Consider the following 17,196-nt stretch of genomic DNA (forward strand, 5'->3'; position numbering starts at 1 on the left):
ATGAAAAAGAGCACGTTGTTGTTAATCGCTGAGCTGCTGCTGGCAGTCGTATTAATGAGTGTAGGAACCATGTCGGATGGGTATAAGGTCGGCGATGCCGTAGAGGACTTTAAGCTCAAAAATGTGGATGGAAAAACCGTCTCACTGGCCGGCTGGAAAGATGCAAAGGGCTATATCGTAGCGTTTACCTGTAATACCTGCCCTGTTGCAAAAGCCTACGAAAGCCGGATTATCGCGCTCAATGACCAGTTTGCTCCCAAAGGCTACCCAGTTGTGGCTATTCAATCGAATGATGCCAGCGCATCGCCCGGCGATTCATACAGCGCCATGCAGCAACGGGCTAAAGCCAAAAATTACTTGTTTCCCTATCTGCACGATGACACCCAGGCCATTGCCCATGCGTTTGGCGCGAGCAATACGCCCCACATGTTCGTGGTGAAACGGGACGGAAATGCGTATCGGGTGGCGTATATCGGCGCCATCGACAATAACCAGCGCGATGCGTCGGGGGCTGACAGGAAGTACGTCGAACAGGCGGTCAATGAGTTGCTCGCCGGTAAGCCCGTAACGACGCCAGCGGCCCGCGCAATCGGTTGCGGCATCAAGTGGCGGGATGCATAAAAATTAAACCTATAAGCCGGACCGGCTTGTAGGTTTTGCTGCTCTTACTTTACCGCGCCATTTCTTCCAAACTTCGACCCGAAAAAGTCACCTTTGTTCCAGGTTGGGCGAGCGTCGGCCTGAGCCGTCAGGTAGCCGGTCAGAAACTGCAACTGCGCGTGTTTGGCGGCTGCGCCAAAGTCGAAGGGCTGGTTCATGTCGTCCTGGGGTGAGTGATAAATGGTGGCCCGCCAGTCGAGATTGAGTTTAGTGCCGTCGAGATTGGGGTTGCCCGTTTGCGAACCGCTTTTGATGAACAGGGCCGGAATGCCCTGTCGAACAAAGCTGAAATGGTCGCTTCGCATAAACACAGTTTGTTCGGGAATGGGGTCGGGGCTAACCTGAACACCTAAAGCCGCAGCCGCCTGCCTGACCTGCTGATTCAGGCTTGAATGTTCGGACCCGTAGGGCACAATATCGAGCAGCGGATGAAAGAAAAAAGGCATATCTAACGTCAGATTCGCGACAATTTTATCTTTTGGCACGGTAGGATTACTGGCGAAATAATCGGAACCCAGCAATCCCATCTCTTCACCCGTTACGCCTACGAACAGAATTGACCGCCGGGGTGCTTTAGGCAATAACGAAAAGAGCCGCGCCGTTTCGAGGTTGATGGCCACACCCGATGCGTTGTCGTGAGCGCCGTTGTTAATCGAGTCCCCTTTTATGGGTCGGCTAATACCCAGATGGTCGAGGTGAGCCACGTAGACGATATATTCATTTTTGAGCACCGGGTCGGAACCGGGCAGCATAGCCACTACATTTTGCCCGGCTATATCTTCGACCATGTCCGTCTGAGTCTGCATCCTGACCGAAACGTTTAGTGGAAAGGCCTGCGGTTTGTTTTTCAGGGCAACAGCTACGGCGTCTTTGAAGGAAATTGGTGCATTCGCAAACAGCAACCGGGCCGCCGAATCGCTCAGGGAAGCCGAACCGCGCAGGGCGGGGAAGGTCCGCTGTGGTTTCCCCTGCTTATCTACCCAGCGATATATACCCTGCCGGGCGCGGGGCGCGGCCGTTTCAATGCGATTGCGTAAATCCGTTGGCAAACTGAAGGCCAGCGTACCAACCGCCCCATGCGCGGCCGCATTCTCGGCTTTGGCTGATGAATAATACGCCCGCTGATTGGAGGGGAATGAAGCCGGAGCGCCATTTAGATAGACCACTAATTTACCCTTCACGTCGATGTCTGCATAATCGTCATAGCCCAGCTCAGGGGCCGAAACTCCATAGCCGACAAACACCACCGGAGCGGTTACCTCGCTGCTGGCATGGTCGGGCAGTGGATTAAGAATAAATTGCTTACCATAAACGAGCGATTGTTCAGTGTCTTTTCCACGCACCGTCAGTGCACTGCTGGCCTCGCGTACCTGCCACCGGCGCAACGGCACCGCCTGCCGATAGGTGTTGTTTTCCCCGGCCGGTTGCATCCCTAACGTTTTGAGTTGGGTTTGCATGTAGTTGGCGGCCAGGTCAAAACCTCGCGTGCCAGGTTTACGCCCCTGAAGCGCATCATCGGCCAGAAAGCGCATAGCGGCCTGAATGGCATCGGGGCGGGCCGTTTGAGCAATGCGCTTCACCTTCGCCGGGATGGCATCGGGTTGGGCCAGCAGCGGGCTTATACGATATAGGGTGGCACTTAGGGTAAGTAAGAGATAGCGAGAAAGATGCATATTGCAAAGATAAAAATTGAATCATGAAGAAACTACCCTTATTAATCGACTGCGACCCCGGCCATGATGATGCCGTTATGCTCATGCTGGCGGTGGGCGGTGGCCGGTTCGATATTAAAGCCATCACCACCTCGGCGGGCAATCAAACGCAGGCAAAAACGCTGACCAATGCCCTCAAACTGATAAGCTTACTGGACGTTGACATTCCGGTTTACAAAGGCTGCGACAAACCCCTGTTTCGCGAGTTGATTATTGCGGACTACGTACACGGCGAGATGGGTCTGGATGGCCCGAGTCTGCCGGAGCCGGTTCGCAAACCCGAACCCCAATCAGCCGTAGAAGCAATGGCTCAAATTCTGGCTGATAGCCCGGAAAAAATAACCATTGTACCAACAGGCCCCTTGACCAACATTGCTGTCCTGTTGCTGGCCTATCCACACCTGAAATCGAAAATCGAACGAATTTCGCTAATGGGTGGCGGCATCTTTCGGGGTAACATGACACCCACGGCTGAATTCAATATCTACGTCGACCCCGAAGCGGCTTCGGTGGTGTTTAGTTCGGGGGTGCCGATTACGATGTGCGGCTTAGACGTAACGCACAAAGCGCTGGTTTTTCAGGAGGATATTGAGCGATTCCGGTCGATTGGCAATAAATCGGGGAAAGTAGTTGCCGAATTGATGGATTTCTTCTCCATTTTTTATCGCCGGGAGCGGCCCGAATTAGGTGGTGGAGCCGCTCTGCACGATCCCTGCGCTATTGCCTGGTTGATGGACCCGTCTATCTTTGTCTCGAAACCGTGCTATGTGGATGTAGAAGTAGCGGGCAAACTAACGGCAGGCACAACCGTTGTCGATTTCTTCGATGTGCTCAAAAACGCACCGAATGCCGAAGTTGTGTATGATATTGACCGGGAGCGGTATATCAACCTGATTTATGAGGCCGTTCGTGTACTGCCGTGAACTATTTTTTGACAGGATTACAGGATTAACAGGATTTAAATAAAGAAGTACAAATCCTGTAATCCTGTCAAAAAATTCAGAACCACGGTCGTTTGACTTTAAACGATTTCTTCAGGCCACTAATCAACAAAAACGCACCGACAATTCCGAAGATGATCGCCAGGATGGTGATGTGCAGAATGGCGAAAACAACGGCTACCAGAATAACAAGCACCGACGCTTTGAGTTTCCAGCTAATTCGCTGCCACCAGTTCAGCTCTGGCCGCAGTTTCATGCCCAAACCCTCACGAATCTTGTTGCCGAGTTTAAGCTTCTTTTTGGGTTTCGGTTCGGGTTGTTTATCATCGGCCTGGGTCGAAACCGGCAGCAGCGACTGTGCCCGTTTCATCCGGTGTTCGACGCGGGTAGTGGTGGTCTGTGCCGGGCTGTTTTCCAAGCTGACAACCGCTGATCCTGGGGAGGCCACAACGGCCATTGATGGCGTTTCGACCGCTGCTAAGTCAGGCGTCGACGGGTCGGTCTGAGCTGTTGGCGACTTAATCGGCAATTGCGAAGCTGCCAGGTGAGGTGTTCGCTGAAAATACGCGACAGGCCGGTGGCAGGACGCCAGAAAAAGACAGAACGCAGCAACGAATAAGGCAATAGCGTTTTTCATCAGGTTGTGTTGGACGAACAAATTGCGGGGCAAAAATCCTCTTTACAACGAATCAGGGAGGTCGGTTAATATGAACCCGCCGAAAAAGCCGTTGTGAATCACGGATTCACTAAGTGAAAACCCGCCGGAAAAGCAATGCAACCAATCACTTAAGCCGGGTTTTAACCTGGTGAATCTCAATCTAAACAGTATGAAAAACAGGCAGTTTTGCTTTTCGCTGCGAACTGTTTTCCTGAATCTATTTATGAACCGAATCCTGCTGTGTCTGCCGCTGTTTCTAACGGTGATTTGCTCCGCAATGGCCCAAACTCCCGAACCAGTCTACAACTACGACGAAACGAAAGTTGGTGCCTACACCCTGCCCGATCCATTTCAGACCATTGCTGGAAAGCGGGTAACGAATAAAAATGAATGGGCGAGTCGGCGGGCCGAACTTCTGCAGTTGTTTGCTGAGCATGTATATGGCAAAACACCGCAGCAAGCCACTAAACTTCGCGTTCAACTTAGCCATACCGACAGCAGCGCGCTGAATGGCCTGGCTATTCGGAAGCAGGTTTCCATTTTCTTCACGGACTACCCCAAACTGCCGCCTATTGAGGTGCTGTTATATATCCCGAAAGCGGCTAAACAACCCGTTCCGGTATTTGTAGGCTTGAATTTCTGCGGGAACCACTGCATTACCACCGAAACCGACATTGCGCTCTCGACCCGCTGGGTGGGCAACGCTATCGGTGAGGTTTCGGTTAACAATAAGGCTACCGAGAAAGCACGCGGGATGCAGGCCCGGCGCTGGCCTGTGGAAACCATTTTGAAACGGGGCTACGCCCTGGCAACGGCCTACTACGGCGACATTGAACCCGACCATCCGCAGGGCTGGCGGTCTGGCATCCGATCGGTCCTGGGCGACACTACCCGCGCCAACAATTGGGGCGCTATTGGGGCCTGGGCCTGGGGCATGAGCCGAATTGTCGATTATCTCCAAACCGACCGGGCGGTTAACAGTCGGCGGGTCATTGCCATTGGCCATTCGCGCATCGGGAAAGCCGCTGTGTGGGCCGGGGCTCAGGATGAACGCTTCGCGGCTGTTATCTCCAATGAATCGGGCGAAGGCGGGGCGGCTCTGTCCCGGCGGTGGTATGGCGAAACGGTGGAGCGTATCAATACCAGTTTTCCGCACTGGTTTTGTGGCCGTTATAAAACCTACAACAAACGCGTTGCCGACCTGCCCATCGACCAGCACGAACTATTGGCCCTGATAGCGCCCCGGCCCCTGTATGTTGCCAGTGCAGAAGGCGATCAGTGGTCCGACCCGAAAGGTGAGTTTCTGGGTGCGCTGCAGGCGGAGTCCGTTTATGCTTTATTTGGCAAAACGGGGATAGGTAAGGTCGATTTTCCGGGCGTGAATCAGCCCGTTGGCCAGACGGTCCGCTACCATAACCGAACCGGAAAACATGATGTCATGGACTATGACTGGGATCAATACCTGAAATTTGCCGATGAATTAGTCCGGTAGTCGTGCCTACCTTTGCAGCATGCAACACGACAATGATCCCCGGCCCTGGCAGATCGAATCCTCTGAATACATTCATCAATTACCCTGGTTTACGGTTCGGAAAGATGCCATTCGGATGGAAAGCGGGGGCGCTATTCCTAACTATTTCATCTTTGAATATCCCGACTGGATCAACGTAGTCGCCGTTACCACCGCCGGGCAGTTGGTGCTGATTCGGCAGTACCGGCACGGCATTGCGGGCGTCCATTACGAACTCTGTGCGGGCGTGGTCGATCCCGGCGAAGACCCGCTTGTGGCGGCTCAGCGCGAACTACTGGAAGAAACCGGCTTTGGCGGAGGGCACTGGGAGCACTTAATGACACTCTCGGCTAATCCCGGCACCCACGCCAACCTGACGCACGCGTTTCTGGCGACGGGCGTTGACCTGAAACAGGGGCAGCACCTGGAAACGACTGAAGAAATTACGGTGCATGTTGTTTCACCGGAACGGGCGTTAGAGATTATTAATACCGGCGAAATGATGCAAAGTCTTCATCTGGCTCCGTTGCTGAAATACTTCTCTCAACGTTAATTTAGCTGGCCAACGTTGATTTTGATTATGTCTATGCCTGATGATTTATAGCATCAACCCGGCGACTATCTTTGCTGCCCAAATTGGTATGATGGCCTGGCTGTAAGTCAAAGTCGGTCCGATCAATCAGAAAAATCCCGGTTATGATTATCCCCCTGGCCCACCGTGCCGACCAAACACAGGAATATTACTTTTCCGTTAAATTAGCCGAAGTGCGTCGTCTTCAGGCGGCTGGTCACGATGTGATCAACATCGGCATCGGCAACCCCGACATGACGCCCTCAGCCAATACGCTGGATACGCTAACAAAGTCGGCGCAACAGCCAACAGCACACGGGTATCAGTCCTACAAAGGCACGCCCCCGTTGCGCCAGGCCATTGCTGGCTTTTATCAGCATACCTATGGCGTTACGCTTGATGCGGACACCGAAGTTTTACCACTAATTGGCTCCAAAGAAGGCATTACGCACCTTTCGCTGACGTTCCTGAACGACGGCGATGGCGTGCTCGTACCCGAACTTGGCTATCCGGCCTATCGCGCGGTAAGCCGTATGGTTGGGGCCAATGTTCAGCAATACCCCCTGCTCGAACAGGGCGGCTGGCAACCCGACTGGGAGGCTATGACGGACTTACTAACCGATACAACCAAAATTATCTGGCTGAACTACCCGCACATGCCCACCGGCGCGCCGGCGACTCATGCCCTGTTTGAGCGGGCGGTGCGGTTTGCTCACGACCATCGGGTATTGCTGTGCCACGACAATCCGTATAGCCTGATTCTGAACAAAAAGCCGCCCATTAGTCTGCTGTCGGTGGATGGGGCAAAGGACGTAAGTGTCGAGTTGAATTCATTGAGTAAATCGCACAACATGGCGGGCTGGCGCATTGGCTGGATGGCTGGAGCTAAAGGCTACGTCGATGCCGTGCTAACGATCAAAAGCAACGTCGATTCGGGCCAGTTTAAGCCCCTGATGGACGCAGCCACCGAAGCCCTCACCAACTCCGACGAATGGCATCGTGAGCGCAATGCCGTCTATCAGGGCCGATTAGAGGCTGTTCAGGCGCTGCTCAATACGCTGGGATGTACCTATACGAGCGATCAGGAAGGGCTCTTTATCTGGGCCAAACTGCCCGATTCGGTGGAGTCAGCAGAAGTATTTGTCGATGATTTACTGGCGAACAAACACGTTTTCATTGCACCCGGCTTTATTTTCGGTCCAAAAGGAAACCGGTACATTCGGGTATCATTATGTGTTAATAAAGAGCGTATTGAGGAAGCAACAAAGCGTATACGGGTATGACAATTAGCATTATAGGAATAGGTTTACTCGGCGGCTCCTTCGCCTTATCCGTGCGCGAAAAATACCCGAAAATGCGGTTTATCGGGGTCGATGCGTCGGTTGTGAACGGTCAGTTGGCCTTAGCCAAGGGCATTGTCGATGACGTATTGCCCTTAGCCGATGCCATTGCCCAAAGTACGCTGGTTGTGATGGCAACACCGGTCAACGTCATCATCGACCTGTTGCCAACTGTTCTCGACCACCTGCCAACGGGCGCAACCGTTGTTGATTTGGGTTCGACAAAAGGCACAATCTGCGACGTAGCCGACGCGCATCCGAAACGGGCACAGTTTGTGGCGGCTCACCCAATGGCGGGCACGGAGAACTCCGGTCCGGGCGCAGCTTTCCGGGAGTTATTGCCCGGCAAAAACCTGATCATCTGCGACCGTGAGAAAAGCCATCCCGACAGCCTGACCCTGACCGAAAGCCTGTTTCGGGACATTGGCATGAAGTTGTTCTACATGACCCCGCAGGAGCACGACCTGCATCTGGCCTATGTTTCGCACCTGAGCCACATCAGCGCGTTTGCCCTCGGCCTGACGGTACTCGAAAAAGAAAAAGATGAGCAGGCTATCTTCGATATGGCCAGCACCGGCTTCAGTTCGACGGTGCGGCTGGCGAAAAGCTCTCCGCAGATGTGGGCACCCATTTTCGACCAGAACCGGGCCAACGTTTCCGACGCGCTGGCCGCTTACATCGAATTTTTACAGCAGTTTAAGCAGGTAATCGATAATCAGGACATGAACACCTCGCTCGACTTCATGCAGCGGGCCAACGTAATCCGGCGGGTGCTCGACGGCATCGAGAAGCGGTAATTTTGGTATATTACATAAAAAAATAAAGCTATGACAAAGGCAGCCGCACAGGAATCAGTAGAAAAAATGCCGGATGAATTTCCAGTAGAAGAACTGATCGAACGTTTATTGTTTGTTCAGAATGTGCAGGAAGGACTGCTTCAGTCGGAGCGGGGAGAAACGATACCACTTGACGAAGTACGCCAGCGTTTACAGAAATGGTCAGCATACCGTTCACGAATCGGGCAGTTGCTGACCTTGATGCCATTGGCGAATATCACGCCCATTATTCCCCAGGCTATGCCAGCCATTTACAGGATACACTCATTGCTAAAGCTGATCTACTTCGCCATCAGCCGGAAATGGGCCGTAAAGTACCTGAATTTAATCTTCCATATCTGCATGAGTTAGTTCATAAATCCTACCGGATTGTCTATAAAATGGTTAGCCCCACGCAGATTGACATTATTACCATTCAGCATAGTTCACGGGATATGTCGGAGCGATTTTTCGAAGCTGAGTGATTTTCAGTATTGACTATATCGCTCGACTTCATGCGCGGGCCAACGTGATCTGGCGGCTGCTCGACGGCATCGACAAGCGGTGAATTTTAGGCGTTAATAAGCCGACAAATTAGTACAGGAAACGAAAATGCCCTGGGTGCTTAGCACCCAGGGCATTTTCGTTTGTCTGTCAATTACAATTCCCGAATCTGGATATTCCGGTACCAGACGCGCTCTTTGGGGCTGTGGTTTTGCAGGGCAATTTTGCCTTTAGCATGAGCTGTTGCATAAGGCCAATTCGCAAATTTACTCTTGGCAACCAATGCTTTCCAGTTGTCGGAGCCATATTCGTACTCGACAACTTTTTTGCCGTTCAGGTAATGCTCAACGTGGTTGTTGTTAACCAGAATCCGGCCTTTATTCCAGTCTCCGGCAGATTTCACCACCGACAAATCGGATGGAGCGATGACGTCGTAGTTAGCACCCGATAACTGACTGTCTTTCAGTTTATAGAGTTTACCCTCCCCGTCTAAATAGCCTTTGTCGTCAATCACCTGAAACTCAGGACCCGACATATAAGTCGTCTTAATGTCGGGGCTTTCAGTTACTTTATAAACAACACCGCTGTTGCTGCCTTTGGGGATTTTAAACTCGAATTCCAGCTCAAAATTTTCGTATTCTTTATCGGTCACAAGGTCGCCCCCGGTGCCGTCGGGCGTCATGGCGCCCTCTTCAACATACCAGCCAACAACGCTATTTTTCTGGTAGCTGTGCCACCCTTTAATCGTTTTCCCATCAAACAGAGAGGTCCACTTTGGGGGCGCTATAAAGGCAAGTGGGCTAAACAGAATGGAGAGCAGAAATAATCGTTTCATGGAGTTTAGAAGTTTAGGATAAAGGTATATTTTAAACGCAAAGAGCGCAAAGAAAAACGCAAAAGTCGTTAAAGGGGGTTTCCCGGCGACCTTTGCACATTGCTTTGCGCTCTTTGCGTTTAACTAAAATCAACTGGCCATTTCGCGGGCCGCCTGCGGGTCGTTGTATTTTCGGTCAAGCCCTTCGGTCGACTTCTGGTCGGATCGGTCTGGCCCCGAAATCATGTCCTGCGCCGTAATGCTGCTTTCGTCGGCCATCTCGCGGGGAAACGTCTCCGCTTCCTGTGCCTCTTCGGGGCGTTCACCGGGCTGGTTTTCGGTGGTATCTTTCGCATTTACATCATAGGGGCGCGCCGAGTCGCCGGTGTCTGGTTTATCTTCCATGCCCTCTTCGGTTCCGGGTGCTGCCGTTGCGCCGGCCGCTAACCCTTCATACTGTGTTCCCGGTACGGCTTCGCCCGGTTTCAGGTCATCGGGTTGCCGAACGCCCGGTGCTGATGAGGTAAACGTACTGCTAATCCGGGAGTTTATTTCGTGGGACCGGTCGGGCTGACTTGGTTCCTGAATTTCGGGCGTAACCGGATTTGGCGAACCGGGCAGGTCGGGAATTTCAGGGCCGGGCGTTGGTGGAGCGGGTGGGGTTTCGGGAATGCCCGGCACTGGCTGCATTGGGTCGGGAGTGCCCGGCGTTGGCGGAATCATATCACCACCCGGATAGCTGACACCGTTCCGGTTTCCAGACTCCTGATTTCCTCCTATGGAATTCCAGCCGCCAAACGAATTTGTTGGCGTTGTTTTGTCGTTTAGGTCGGCATTGGTATCTGATTCATTTTCCGAAGGCAGTCCTGTATTTACCGTTGAGCCAGCATCCGGATTGCCCGTAATATCGCCAACGGCAATAGGGTCGTCGGGCATGACCGATGGGTCGAACATCGTACCTGCACGCAGGGCGGCTTCGGAGTTTTCGTATTTCTTTTTATCGTCGCCCTGTAACGCCCGTTCCTCGTCGCTGCCCAGCCGAATGCGGGGCATATCCTCAGAAACATCGGATTCAGTGTCGCCCATTGAGACTAATTTGCCATCCACCAACTTCACCATGTTGGTTTCGGCCTGGTCGGCACCGAACATCGTTTCGGCATGTTCGCTGGAGACGGTATCGGCCTGTCTGGCTCCATCGGAAAGATTTGCGTTGTTTTCCATAATTATTGTGAATGTTTTAGGTGTATGGAAAACCACCGGGAGCCGAAAAGGTTTTTCGTAACGCGGCCGTCCTCCGTCCGCGTTACGTTAATGCGTCGAACAAAATTTCGGCGGGGTGCTGCGCTTTGCGACCCGTTCCGTCTTTAATCTGATGGCGGCAACTGGTACCGGCGGCTGAAATGATCGCAGTTTCGGCCTGGCGAACGGCAGGAAAAAGCACCAGTTCACCAATTTGCATCGACAGGTCGTAGTGCTCGGTTTCGTAACCAAATGAACCCGCCATACCGCAGCAGCCAGATGGAATCAACTGCACGTTGTAGTTTTTGGGCAGCGACAGCACTTTCTTCACCGGAATCATTGACGACAGGGCCTTCTGGTGGCAATGGCCGTGTACTTTCACAAGCCGGACTTCGGTTGTGAACAGGCTTCGGTCAATACGTCCGGCTTCTGCTTCGCGGGCGAGCCATTCCTCAAACAGAAATGTATTTTTGGCAATGCGCCGGGCATCGGCTCTCAACTCCGCCGGAACCAGATCCGGGTACTCATCGCGGAAGGTCAGAATGGCCGATGGCTCCAGACCAATCAGTGGGCTTTCATCAGTAACCAGGTCTTTAAGCAGCGTTACGTTTTTGATGGCTATTTTCTTTGCCTCATCGACCAGCCCTTTCGACAAGTAGGTTCGGCCACTCTCAACGTGCTCAGGGATGGTAACGGCATAGCCTAAACGCTCCAGTAACTGAACCGCCTTCTGCCCGACTTCAACATCGTTGTAGTTCGTGAATTCGTCGGCGAAAAGCAGGACGCGGGGCGGGGTATTTGCGCTCCCTGTTCCCTGCCCCGTGCTCCCTGCCCCCTGCCCTCTGCCCCGCACCCACTTCCGTAACGTCTTTCCTGCCAGTTCCGGCATAGTCCGGTTGGGGTGGAAACCCACGGCCTGGTTGGCAATTCGGCGCAGGGCAGGCGTGTCATAAATTGCATTATAGACCCAGGGCGCTATACTCGCCAGCGACATCAGTTTCGTGAAGTTGCCAACCAATCTCGCGCGCAGGGGAATGCCGTTTTCGCGGTATTTCTGCTGCGTGAATTCGGCTTTCATGCGTGTCATGTCCACACTCGACGGGCATTCGGCTTTGCAGGCTTTGCACGACAGGCATAAATCCAGTACGTCATTAACGGCTTCGTAGTCGTGGTCTGTTGGGTGTTGGGTGTTGCTGTAAAAGTGCCGCAGGATGTTGGCCCGCGCTCGCGTCGTATCGCGTTCGCGTCGGGTAGCCATGTAACTGGGGCACATGGTTCCGCCCGAAATTTCAGTTTTACGGCAGTCGCCGGAGCCGGAGCATTTTTCGGCCAGTTCGAGCAGACCACCATCTTTCGAGAAGTCGAAAACAGTTCTCGGCTGTGGAATGACCACGTCGGCTTCTGAGCGCAGCGACTCGTTCATGGGGGGTGTATCGACCACTTTGCCGGGGTTGAACGTGCTGTGCGGGTCCCAGAGGGCTTTAACTTCTTTGCACAACTGGTAATTTTCGGGGCCGAGCATAAATGCGATGCACTCGCCCCGCAGCCGCCCGTCGCCGTGTTCGCCCGACAAAGACCCGCCATATTTTTTGACCAACTGCGCCGTATCCATCAGCAACGCCCGAAACTTGGCGCGCCCTTCCGACGACTTGAGGTTGATGAGCGGCAGGGCGTGAATTTCGCCCGCTCCGGCATGGGCCGAGTATTCTAATTTCAGGCCGTGCTGTTCCCAGGCCATGCGATCCAACTCCTCGATGTAGTCGGGCAGGTCGCGCACATCGACAGCGGTATCCTCAACCACGTTGGCGGGCTTGTCAGCACCGGGAATGTTGTACATGATACTCAGGCCGGCTTTTCGCAATGCCCAGGGCTTTTTGGTCTCTTCATCGAACAAAATCGGATACGCATAGCCCAGCCCTTTTTTCTGCAATTCATCGACAAACGCTTTTGCCCGTTTTGCTACACCCTGAGTTGTATCATCAAAAAACTCGACCATCAGAATAGCCTTCGGGTCGCCTTCCACAAAGGTCCGGTTTTTGAGTTGCTCGATGTTTGTTTTGGTCAGTTCGAGAATGTAATCATCGACTAATTCAGATGCCGAACAACCGTGCGCCAACGCGACCAGATTCGCTTCGAGCGACTGGCGAATGGTCGAAAAATGGCCGCAAACCAGCGCGGTTTCTTTAGGCGGCAGCGGTAATAGATTTAGTTTAGCCTCGGTGATGAAGCAAAGCGTGCCCTCGGAGCCAGCAATGAGGTGGGCGAAATTGAAGGCAGGGGGCAGGGGGCGCGGGGCAGGGAAAGCCTCAGTCTTCGTGCCTTTAGTTCCCTGCACCGTGCTTCGTGCGCCCTCCTCAAAAAACGGCACTAACGCATCCAGCGCATAGCCCGTGTTCCGGCGGGTGACGGTTGGTTTGGGATAGCCTTCGCGGATATGGCGCTGAACCTCTGGCGTTGACAGCCAGTCCCGAAACTGAACGTACAGCCGTTGTTCGAGCGGGCTGACGACGTTTTCGCCCCGGCATTTAGCATCGAACTGTTCGGGCGTGAGTGGGCCAAACGTTGCTTCGGCCCCATCGCTCAGAATGGCCCGAACTTCGAGCAGGTGATCGCGGGTGGTGCCCCAGATGATGGAATGCAGCCCGCAGGAATTGTTACCAACCATGCCGCCAATCATAGCCCGGCTGGCGGTCGAGGTTTCGGGGCCAAACAATAGCCCGTGTGGTTTGAGGAAAGCGTTGAGGTCGTCGCGGATAACGCCCGGCTGAACGCGTACCCAACGCTCAGTCGCGTTCGTTTCCAGAATCTGACCGAAGTATTTGGAAATATCGACCACAATGCCGCTCCCTACCACCTGCCCTGCCAGCGACGTGCCAGCCGCGCGGGGAATCAGGCCCAGTTTATGCTGCCGGGCAAACCGAAGCAGCAGTTTAATATCAGCAACGGATTTGGGCAGGGCCACGGCGATGGGCATTTCCTGATAGACCGACGCATCGGTTGCATAAAGAATTCGCTGGGCGGTGTGTTCAGGAGATTCGTCGAAATACAGATCCCCCTCGAAGGAGGGCATTAGGGTAGCAAAGGGCAGTTTCTGAGTCAGGAGGAACATAACGGTCACGTTCTAAACGGCTTGTAAAGATACGAAAACCGACATGCGATGTTGGAAATAGTCGCTTCTGTTCAGCCCCTTACCCCCGGTCCAGCGCCCGCTTGAGCAAGCCGCCAATAAAACTGCCGACAAATGTGAGAATCATGGAGCCGTAGAGTCCGAAGTTTTCAATATCACGGTCGGCGGGGCCGTCGGGCGTGGGAACAAAAACCATGTAGCCAATCCAGATGGTAATCGCCTGAACCAGGGCCAGAAACCAGCCTTTTCGTGGCTCCAGGAACCCAATGCCTGCCGCCAGTGCGGGTGTAATGAAATAAGGAAGGTGAATAGTGTGGGTAACTTTGATGCACAGCAGAATGAGTACGCTGCTGAGAAGTGTCAGGCCGAGATTAAGGAGTAGCCGACGGTCGAAGAAAGTCGAATTCATATGTAATGAAAAATGTAGAATGAATAATGGATAATGATTAGCCATCTTAGACGAGCATTGTTCATTACCCATTATTCATTCTACATTTTTCATTCCCTACTGGTTCACATACACGCTGCCGCTGCTGGCCGAAAGCGTAACGGGAATGCCGCCCCCATTCAGGGTGCCTTTAATGTGGTCTTTTTCGGTGTCGCCACTGAAATTGTTGAGGGGAACTTTGATATGGTTGCCGCTCAAATTCAGCGTAATACCTTTGTTGAGGGGCATTTTCACCCGAACATTACCCGCACTGGTTGTTAGCCGGACGGGGCCATCTAATTTAGTAATACTCACATCGACGCCCCCCGCGCTGGTGCTGGCATCAATACTGCCCGCCACGTTCATGAGCCGCACCGACCCGCCCGACGTACTGGCTTTGATGTCGCCTTCGATGTCCTCGCCCTGTACACTACCACCGCTGGTTTGGGCGTCGATGCTGCCTTTCAGGTCGGTCAGTTGAATGCTGCCACCAGACGTATGCAGCCGCATCTTGCCCGATGAGGCTTTGGCATGAATCGACCCGCCCGATGTTTGCAGGTCCACATCTTTCCGGCAACGGTCCATATGAATTGAGCCGCCCGACGTTTGGCCATTGATATCGCCTTCCAGATCGGTCAGGTGCAGGCTGCCGCCACTGGTGCGGAATTTTTGGGTGCCCGTTAGGGTGGACAAATGAAGACTGCCGCCCGATGTGCGTAGATCCGTGTCGACGTTACGGGGCGTATAGAATTTGAAGCTGATGCTCAGCGACCGCTTCCAGTCGCGGTCGTTGTTCCGACGTTTTGCAGTGGCCACAATGGTACTTCCCTCCTGCGCGATGGTAATGTCATAATCACGCAGCCGCTCTTCGATTTCGGCTTTGTCGAGGTTGTTGTTTCCATTGTTAGACCGTACAAACATTTCAACTTTGGCGTTCATGTCGGTTCCGCCTTCAATGCTCAGGCTGCCGCCCGACGTTTCGGCCCGCACAGCGTTGATTTTCCCCGAAAAGGTTTTGGTTTGGTAGGGCGTATCCCGGTCGTCGCGGTTATCAGCGAGAGCGGTTAGGGAAAGAGTGGCTGCGCCCAACAGAGTGAGGAAGAACTGGTTGCGTTTCATAAGGATGTTTTGTTTATGGCTGAAAGATGCCGTTCTGTTTGAGAAGGTTGCACGACGCCTGATGGTTTCTGCATTGACCCGGTCGTCAATGCGTTCAGATAATATTTGGCAAGAGCCGTGCCATGAAATCAACTTATTGATAATCAGGAAAGTACTGAATACATTAAAAATAAACTTGTCCGTTGGTGGACAAGTCGTGTTCGCCGGCGGACAGTTCACGGATGGATTCTGCCTCAGTTTAGTTGATAGTAATCTCGACCCGCCGGTTTTTACGCCGTTCGGCTTCGGTTTCGTTGGCGGCAATGGGGCGCGTGCCGCCAAAACCAGTTGCCGTAATGCGCTCATCGGCAATGCCGTGCCGTTTCAGGTAAGCCGCCACGACTTTAGCCCGATGCTCCGACAGGGTCAGGTTTAGCCGGGCATCGCCCACATTATCGGTGTGGCCCATAATGGTAATGTGCCAGGTCGGATTGGCCTTCATGGCCCCCACTACCCTATCCAACTCAGCCGACGATTCGGACAGCAATACGTAGCTGCTTTGCTCGAACTGCACGTTATGCAAAACGAGAGTTGCGCCCGACTTAATGTCAATAGGCGGTTCGGTGGGTGGTTGGCGAATCGGTGCGACTGAGGCAGTCACTGTATCAGCACTGGCTGTGGTTTTCGACAGTGGCGGGCTGAGAACGGGTTGCGGCCCGACGATTGCCGGGCGTTTCCTGGGAAGACGTTTTGGTGGAGTCGAACTTGCTATTGAGGTGGTGGCAACGGGTTTTGCTGGTTTTTGGGGAACAATAACGGAGGATGGTTTTTGAGAGAAATACTGTGCTGTTATGGGGTCGCTGGGCTTGCTGAACCGATCCAGGAATGTCTTTTTGGCATCGGGGCGTTGCCAGAAAAGTTGGATTTCCCCTTCCAGCATATCGTTGAAGTAATCTACCCGTAAATCGTAATAGTGACCTGCTTCCAGTGCGACAGTACCACTGAAGTTTTGCGAATCATTCAACTGCCAGGAGTCCATCACTTTTTTGTTACCTACCCAAATGCGAATGCCATCGTCAACTTTAGCGTAAAACCGATATTCTCCCGTGGCGGGTGCCAGCAGTTTACCCGTCCAACGGATAGAATAATAGGAATGCGGAATACCGGGACCGGGATTATGGTTTCTCCAGTCGAAGTTGAGTTGAGGATCAACGCGGGTAAATACTTTCCGTTCGAAATTTATTCCGGTATAATAGTCTCCCTTCAGGCCCGGCTGAGCGAGTAGTTGCCCAGCCACCAGCCACAAGAATAGTACCCCAGGTGTCGCTATTGATTTCATCCGTAAGCCTTTGCGGCAAAGATGAACGTTTCGCGAAACCGGCGGTGCAGATTCGTACAGAAGGCTAAAAAATCAACTGAATGTACGTATTTCGATGTGAAGGTTTCCTGATGAAACCCCATGCTGCTTTCTAAGCCCTGGCCCTTAGCAAAGCTCGTTGTTTGATTAAATCTTCTTTCCTAACGAACGTGATGGGCACGAACTCGTCGGTTGGTGAGCCGATGTAATAAAGGGTCCAGTCCCGGTCGTACTCGGCTAAGAGTTGCTGGATACACTCGACCCGGTCGAAGGTCGGCACCCGGCAGTCGCCCCAATAAAACAATTCTACCCGATAATGCAGCGCCTGTTTCTGCCCGTTGATGGTTACGTCGATTTCGATGTCCTGTTTGCCGGGAAGCGAAGAGATAGGTATAGCGATGTATGACATAGTTTTTTTACGGT

General features: G+C 53.1%; 16 protein-coding genes. 7 read left to right on the forward strand and 9 right to left on the reverse strand.

All coding sequences use genetic code 11. The annotated features are described in order from the left end of the window. Positions 1-621 (forward strand): thioredoxin family protein, encoded by a 621-nt coding sequence (locus ACYVI1_RS20005; RefSeq protein ID WP_460912535.1) that lies wholly within the window; start codon positions 1-3, stop codon positions 619-621. 44 nt (positions 622-665) lie between these two features. Here ACYVI1_RS20005 and ACYVI1_RS20010 read toward each other — a convergent pair whose 3' ends face one another. Then, the gene (locus tag ACYVI1_RS20010) at positions 666-2,333 is read right to left on the reverse strand and encodes a M28 family metallopeptidase (protein WP_460912537.1); all 1,668 of its coding nucleotides are present in this window, start codon (positions 2,331-2,333) and stop codon (positions 666-668) included. A gap of 23 nt (positions 2,334-2,356) precedes the next feature. Between ACYVI1_RS20010 and ACYVI1_RS20015 the strand changes: the two genes are divergently transcribed. Further along, on the forward strand, positions 2,357-3,295 hold the full coding sequence (locus tag ACYVI1_RS20015; RefSeq protein ID WP_460912539.1) for a nucleoside hydrolase: 939 nt from the start codon (positions 2,357-2,359) through the stop codon (positions 3,293-3,295). Between the two features lie 76 nt (positions 3,296-3,371). On the opposite strand, the gene ACYVI1_RS20020 is transcribed toward ACYVI1_RS20015, so the two are convergent. Further along, on the reverse strand, positions 3,372-3,950 hold the full coding sequence (locus ACYVI1_RS20020; protein ID WP_460912540.1) for a hypothetical protein: 579 nt from the start codon (positions 3,948-3,950) through the stop codon (positions 3,372-3,374). Positions 3,951-4,140: 190 nt separating this feature from the next. Here ACYVI1_RS20020 and ACYVI1_RS20025 point away from each other — a divergent pair, with 190 nt between their 5' ends. From ACYVI1_RS20025 to ACYVI1_RS20045, 5 genes are all read left to right on the forward strand, one after another. Beyond that, a complete protein-coding gene (locus ACYVI1_RS20025) occupies positions 4,141-5,463 on the forward strand; it encodes a glucuronyl esterase domain-containing protein (RefSeq protein WP_460912541.1) in 1,323 nt (440 codons plus the stop codon). Positions 5,464-5,482: 19 nt separating this feature from the next. Beyond that, positions 5,483-6,034, forward strand: coding sequence for an NUDIX hydrolase (locus ACYVI1_RS20030; RefSeq protein ID WP_460912542.1), 552 nt, complete (start codon positions 5,483-5,485; stop codon positions 6,032-6,034). 143 nt (positions 6,035-6,177) lie between these two features. Next, entirely contained in the window at positions 6,178-7,335 is a 1,158-nt protein-coding gene (locus ACYVI1_RS20035; protein ID WP_460912543.1) for a pyridoxal phosphate-dependent aminotransferase, read from the forward strand. Further along, on the forward strand, positions 7,332-8,189 hold the full coding sequence (locus ACYVI1_RS20040; protein WP_460912544.1) for a prephenate dehydrogenase: 858 nt from the start codon (positions 7,332-7,334) through the stop codon (positions 8,187-8,189). Before ACYVI1_RS20035 ends, ACYVI1_RS20040 begins: the two co-directional genes overlap by 4 nt. 197 nt (positions 8,190-8,386) lie before the next feature. Beyond that, on the forward strand, positions 8,387-8,692 hold the full coding sequence (locus ACYVI1_RS20045) for a type II toxin-antitoxin system RelE/ParE family toxin (RefSeq protein WP_460912545.1): 306 nt from the start codon (positions 8,387-8,389) through the stop codon (positions 8,690-8,692). A gap of 173 nt (positions 8,693-8,865) precedes the next feature. On the opposite strand, the gene ACYVI1_RS20050 is transcribed toward ACYVI1_RS20045, so the two are convergent. The 7 genes from ACYVI1_RS20050 to ACYVI1_RS20080 all read right to left on the reverse strand — a co-directional run bounded on the left by ACYVI1_RS20050 (position 8,866) and on the right by ACYVI1_RS20080 (position 17,182). After that, positions 8,866-9,546: a 3-keto-disaccharide hydrolase gene (locus ACYVI1_RS20050; protein ID WP_460912546.1), complete on the reverse strand. Its 681-nt coding sequence runs from the start codon at positions 9,544-9,546 to the stop codon at positions 8,866-8,868. Positions 9,547-9,675: 129 nt separating this feature from the next. Next, entirely contained in the window at positions 9,676-10,746 is a 1,071-nt protein-coding gene (locus tag ACYVI1_RS20055) for a hypothetical protein (protein ID WP_460912547.1), read from the reverse strand. 82 nt (positions 10,747-10,828) lie between these two features. After that, the gene (locus ACYVI1_RS20060) at positions 10,829-13,873 is read right to left on the reverse strand and encodes an FAD-binding and (Fe-S)-binding domain-containing protein (protein WP_460912548.1); all 3,045 of its coding nucleotides are present in this window, start codon (positions 13,871-13,873) and stop codon (positions 10,829-10,831) included. A gap of 79 nt (positions 13,874-13,952) precedes the next feature. After that, positions 13,953-14,300: a hypothetical protein gene (locus ACYVI1_RS20065; protein WP_460912549.1), complete on the reverse strand. Its 348-nt coding sequence runs from the start codon at positions 14,298-14,300 to the stop codon at positions 13,953-13,955. Between the two features lie 96 nt (positions 14,301-14,396). After that, positions 14,397-15,437, reverse strand: a complete 1,041-nt coding sequence (locus ACYVI1_RS20070) for a DUF4097 family beta strand repeat-containing protein (RefSeq protein ID WP_460912551.1) — start codon at positions 15,435-15,437, stop codon at positions 14,397-14,399. A gap of 238 nt (positions 15,438-15,675) precedes the next feature. Continuing rightward, the gene (locus ACYVI1_RS20075; protein WP_460912552.1) at positions 15,676-16,755 is read right to left on the reverse strand and encodes an OmpA family protein; all 1,080 of its coding nucleotides are present in this window, start codon (positions 16,753-16,755) and stop codon (positions 15,676-15,678) included. Between the two features lie 130 nt (positions 16,756-16,885). Continuing rightward, entirely contained in the window at positions 16,886-17,182 is a 297-nt protein-coding gene (locus tag ACYVI1_RS20080) for a hypothetical protein (RefSeq protein ID WP_460912553.1), read from the reverse strand. Between the last annotated feature and the right edge of the window lie 14 nt (positions 17,183-17,196).

Source organism: Spirosoma areae (genome assembly GCF_054781775.1).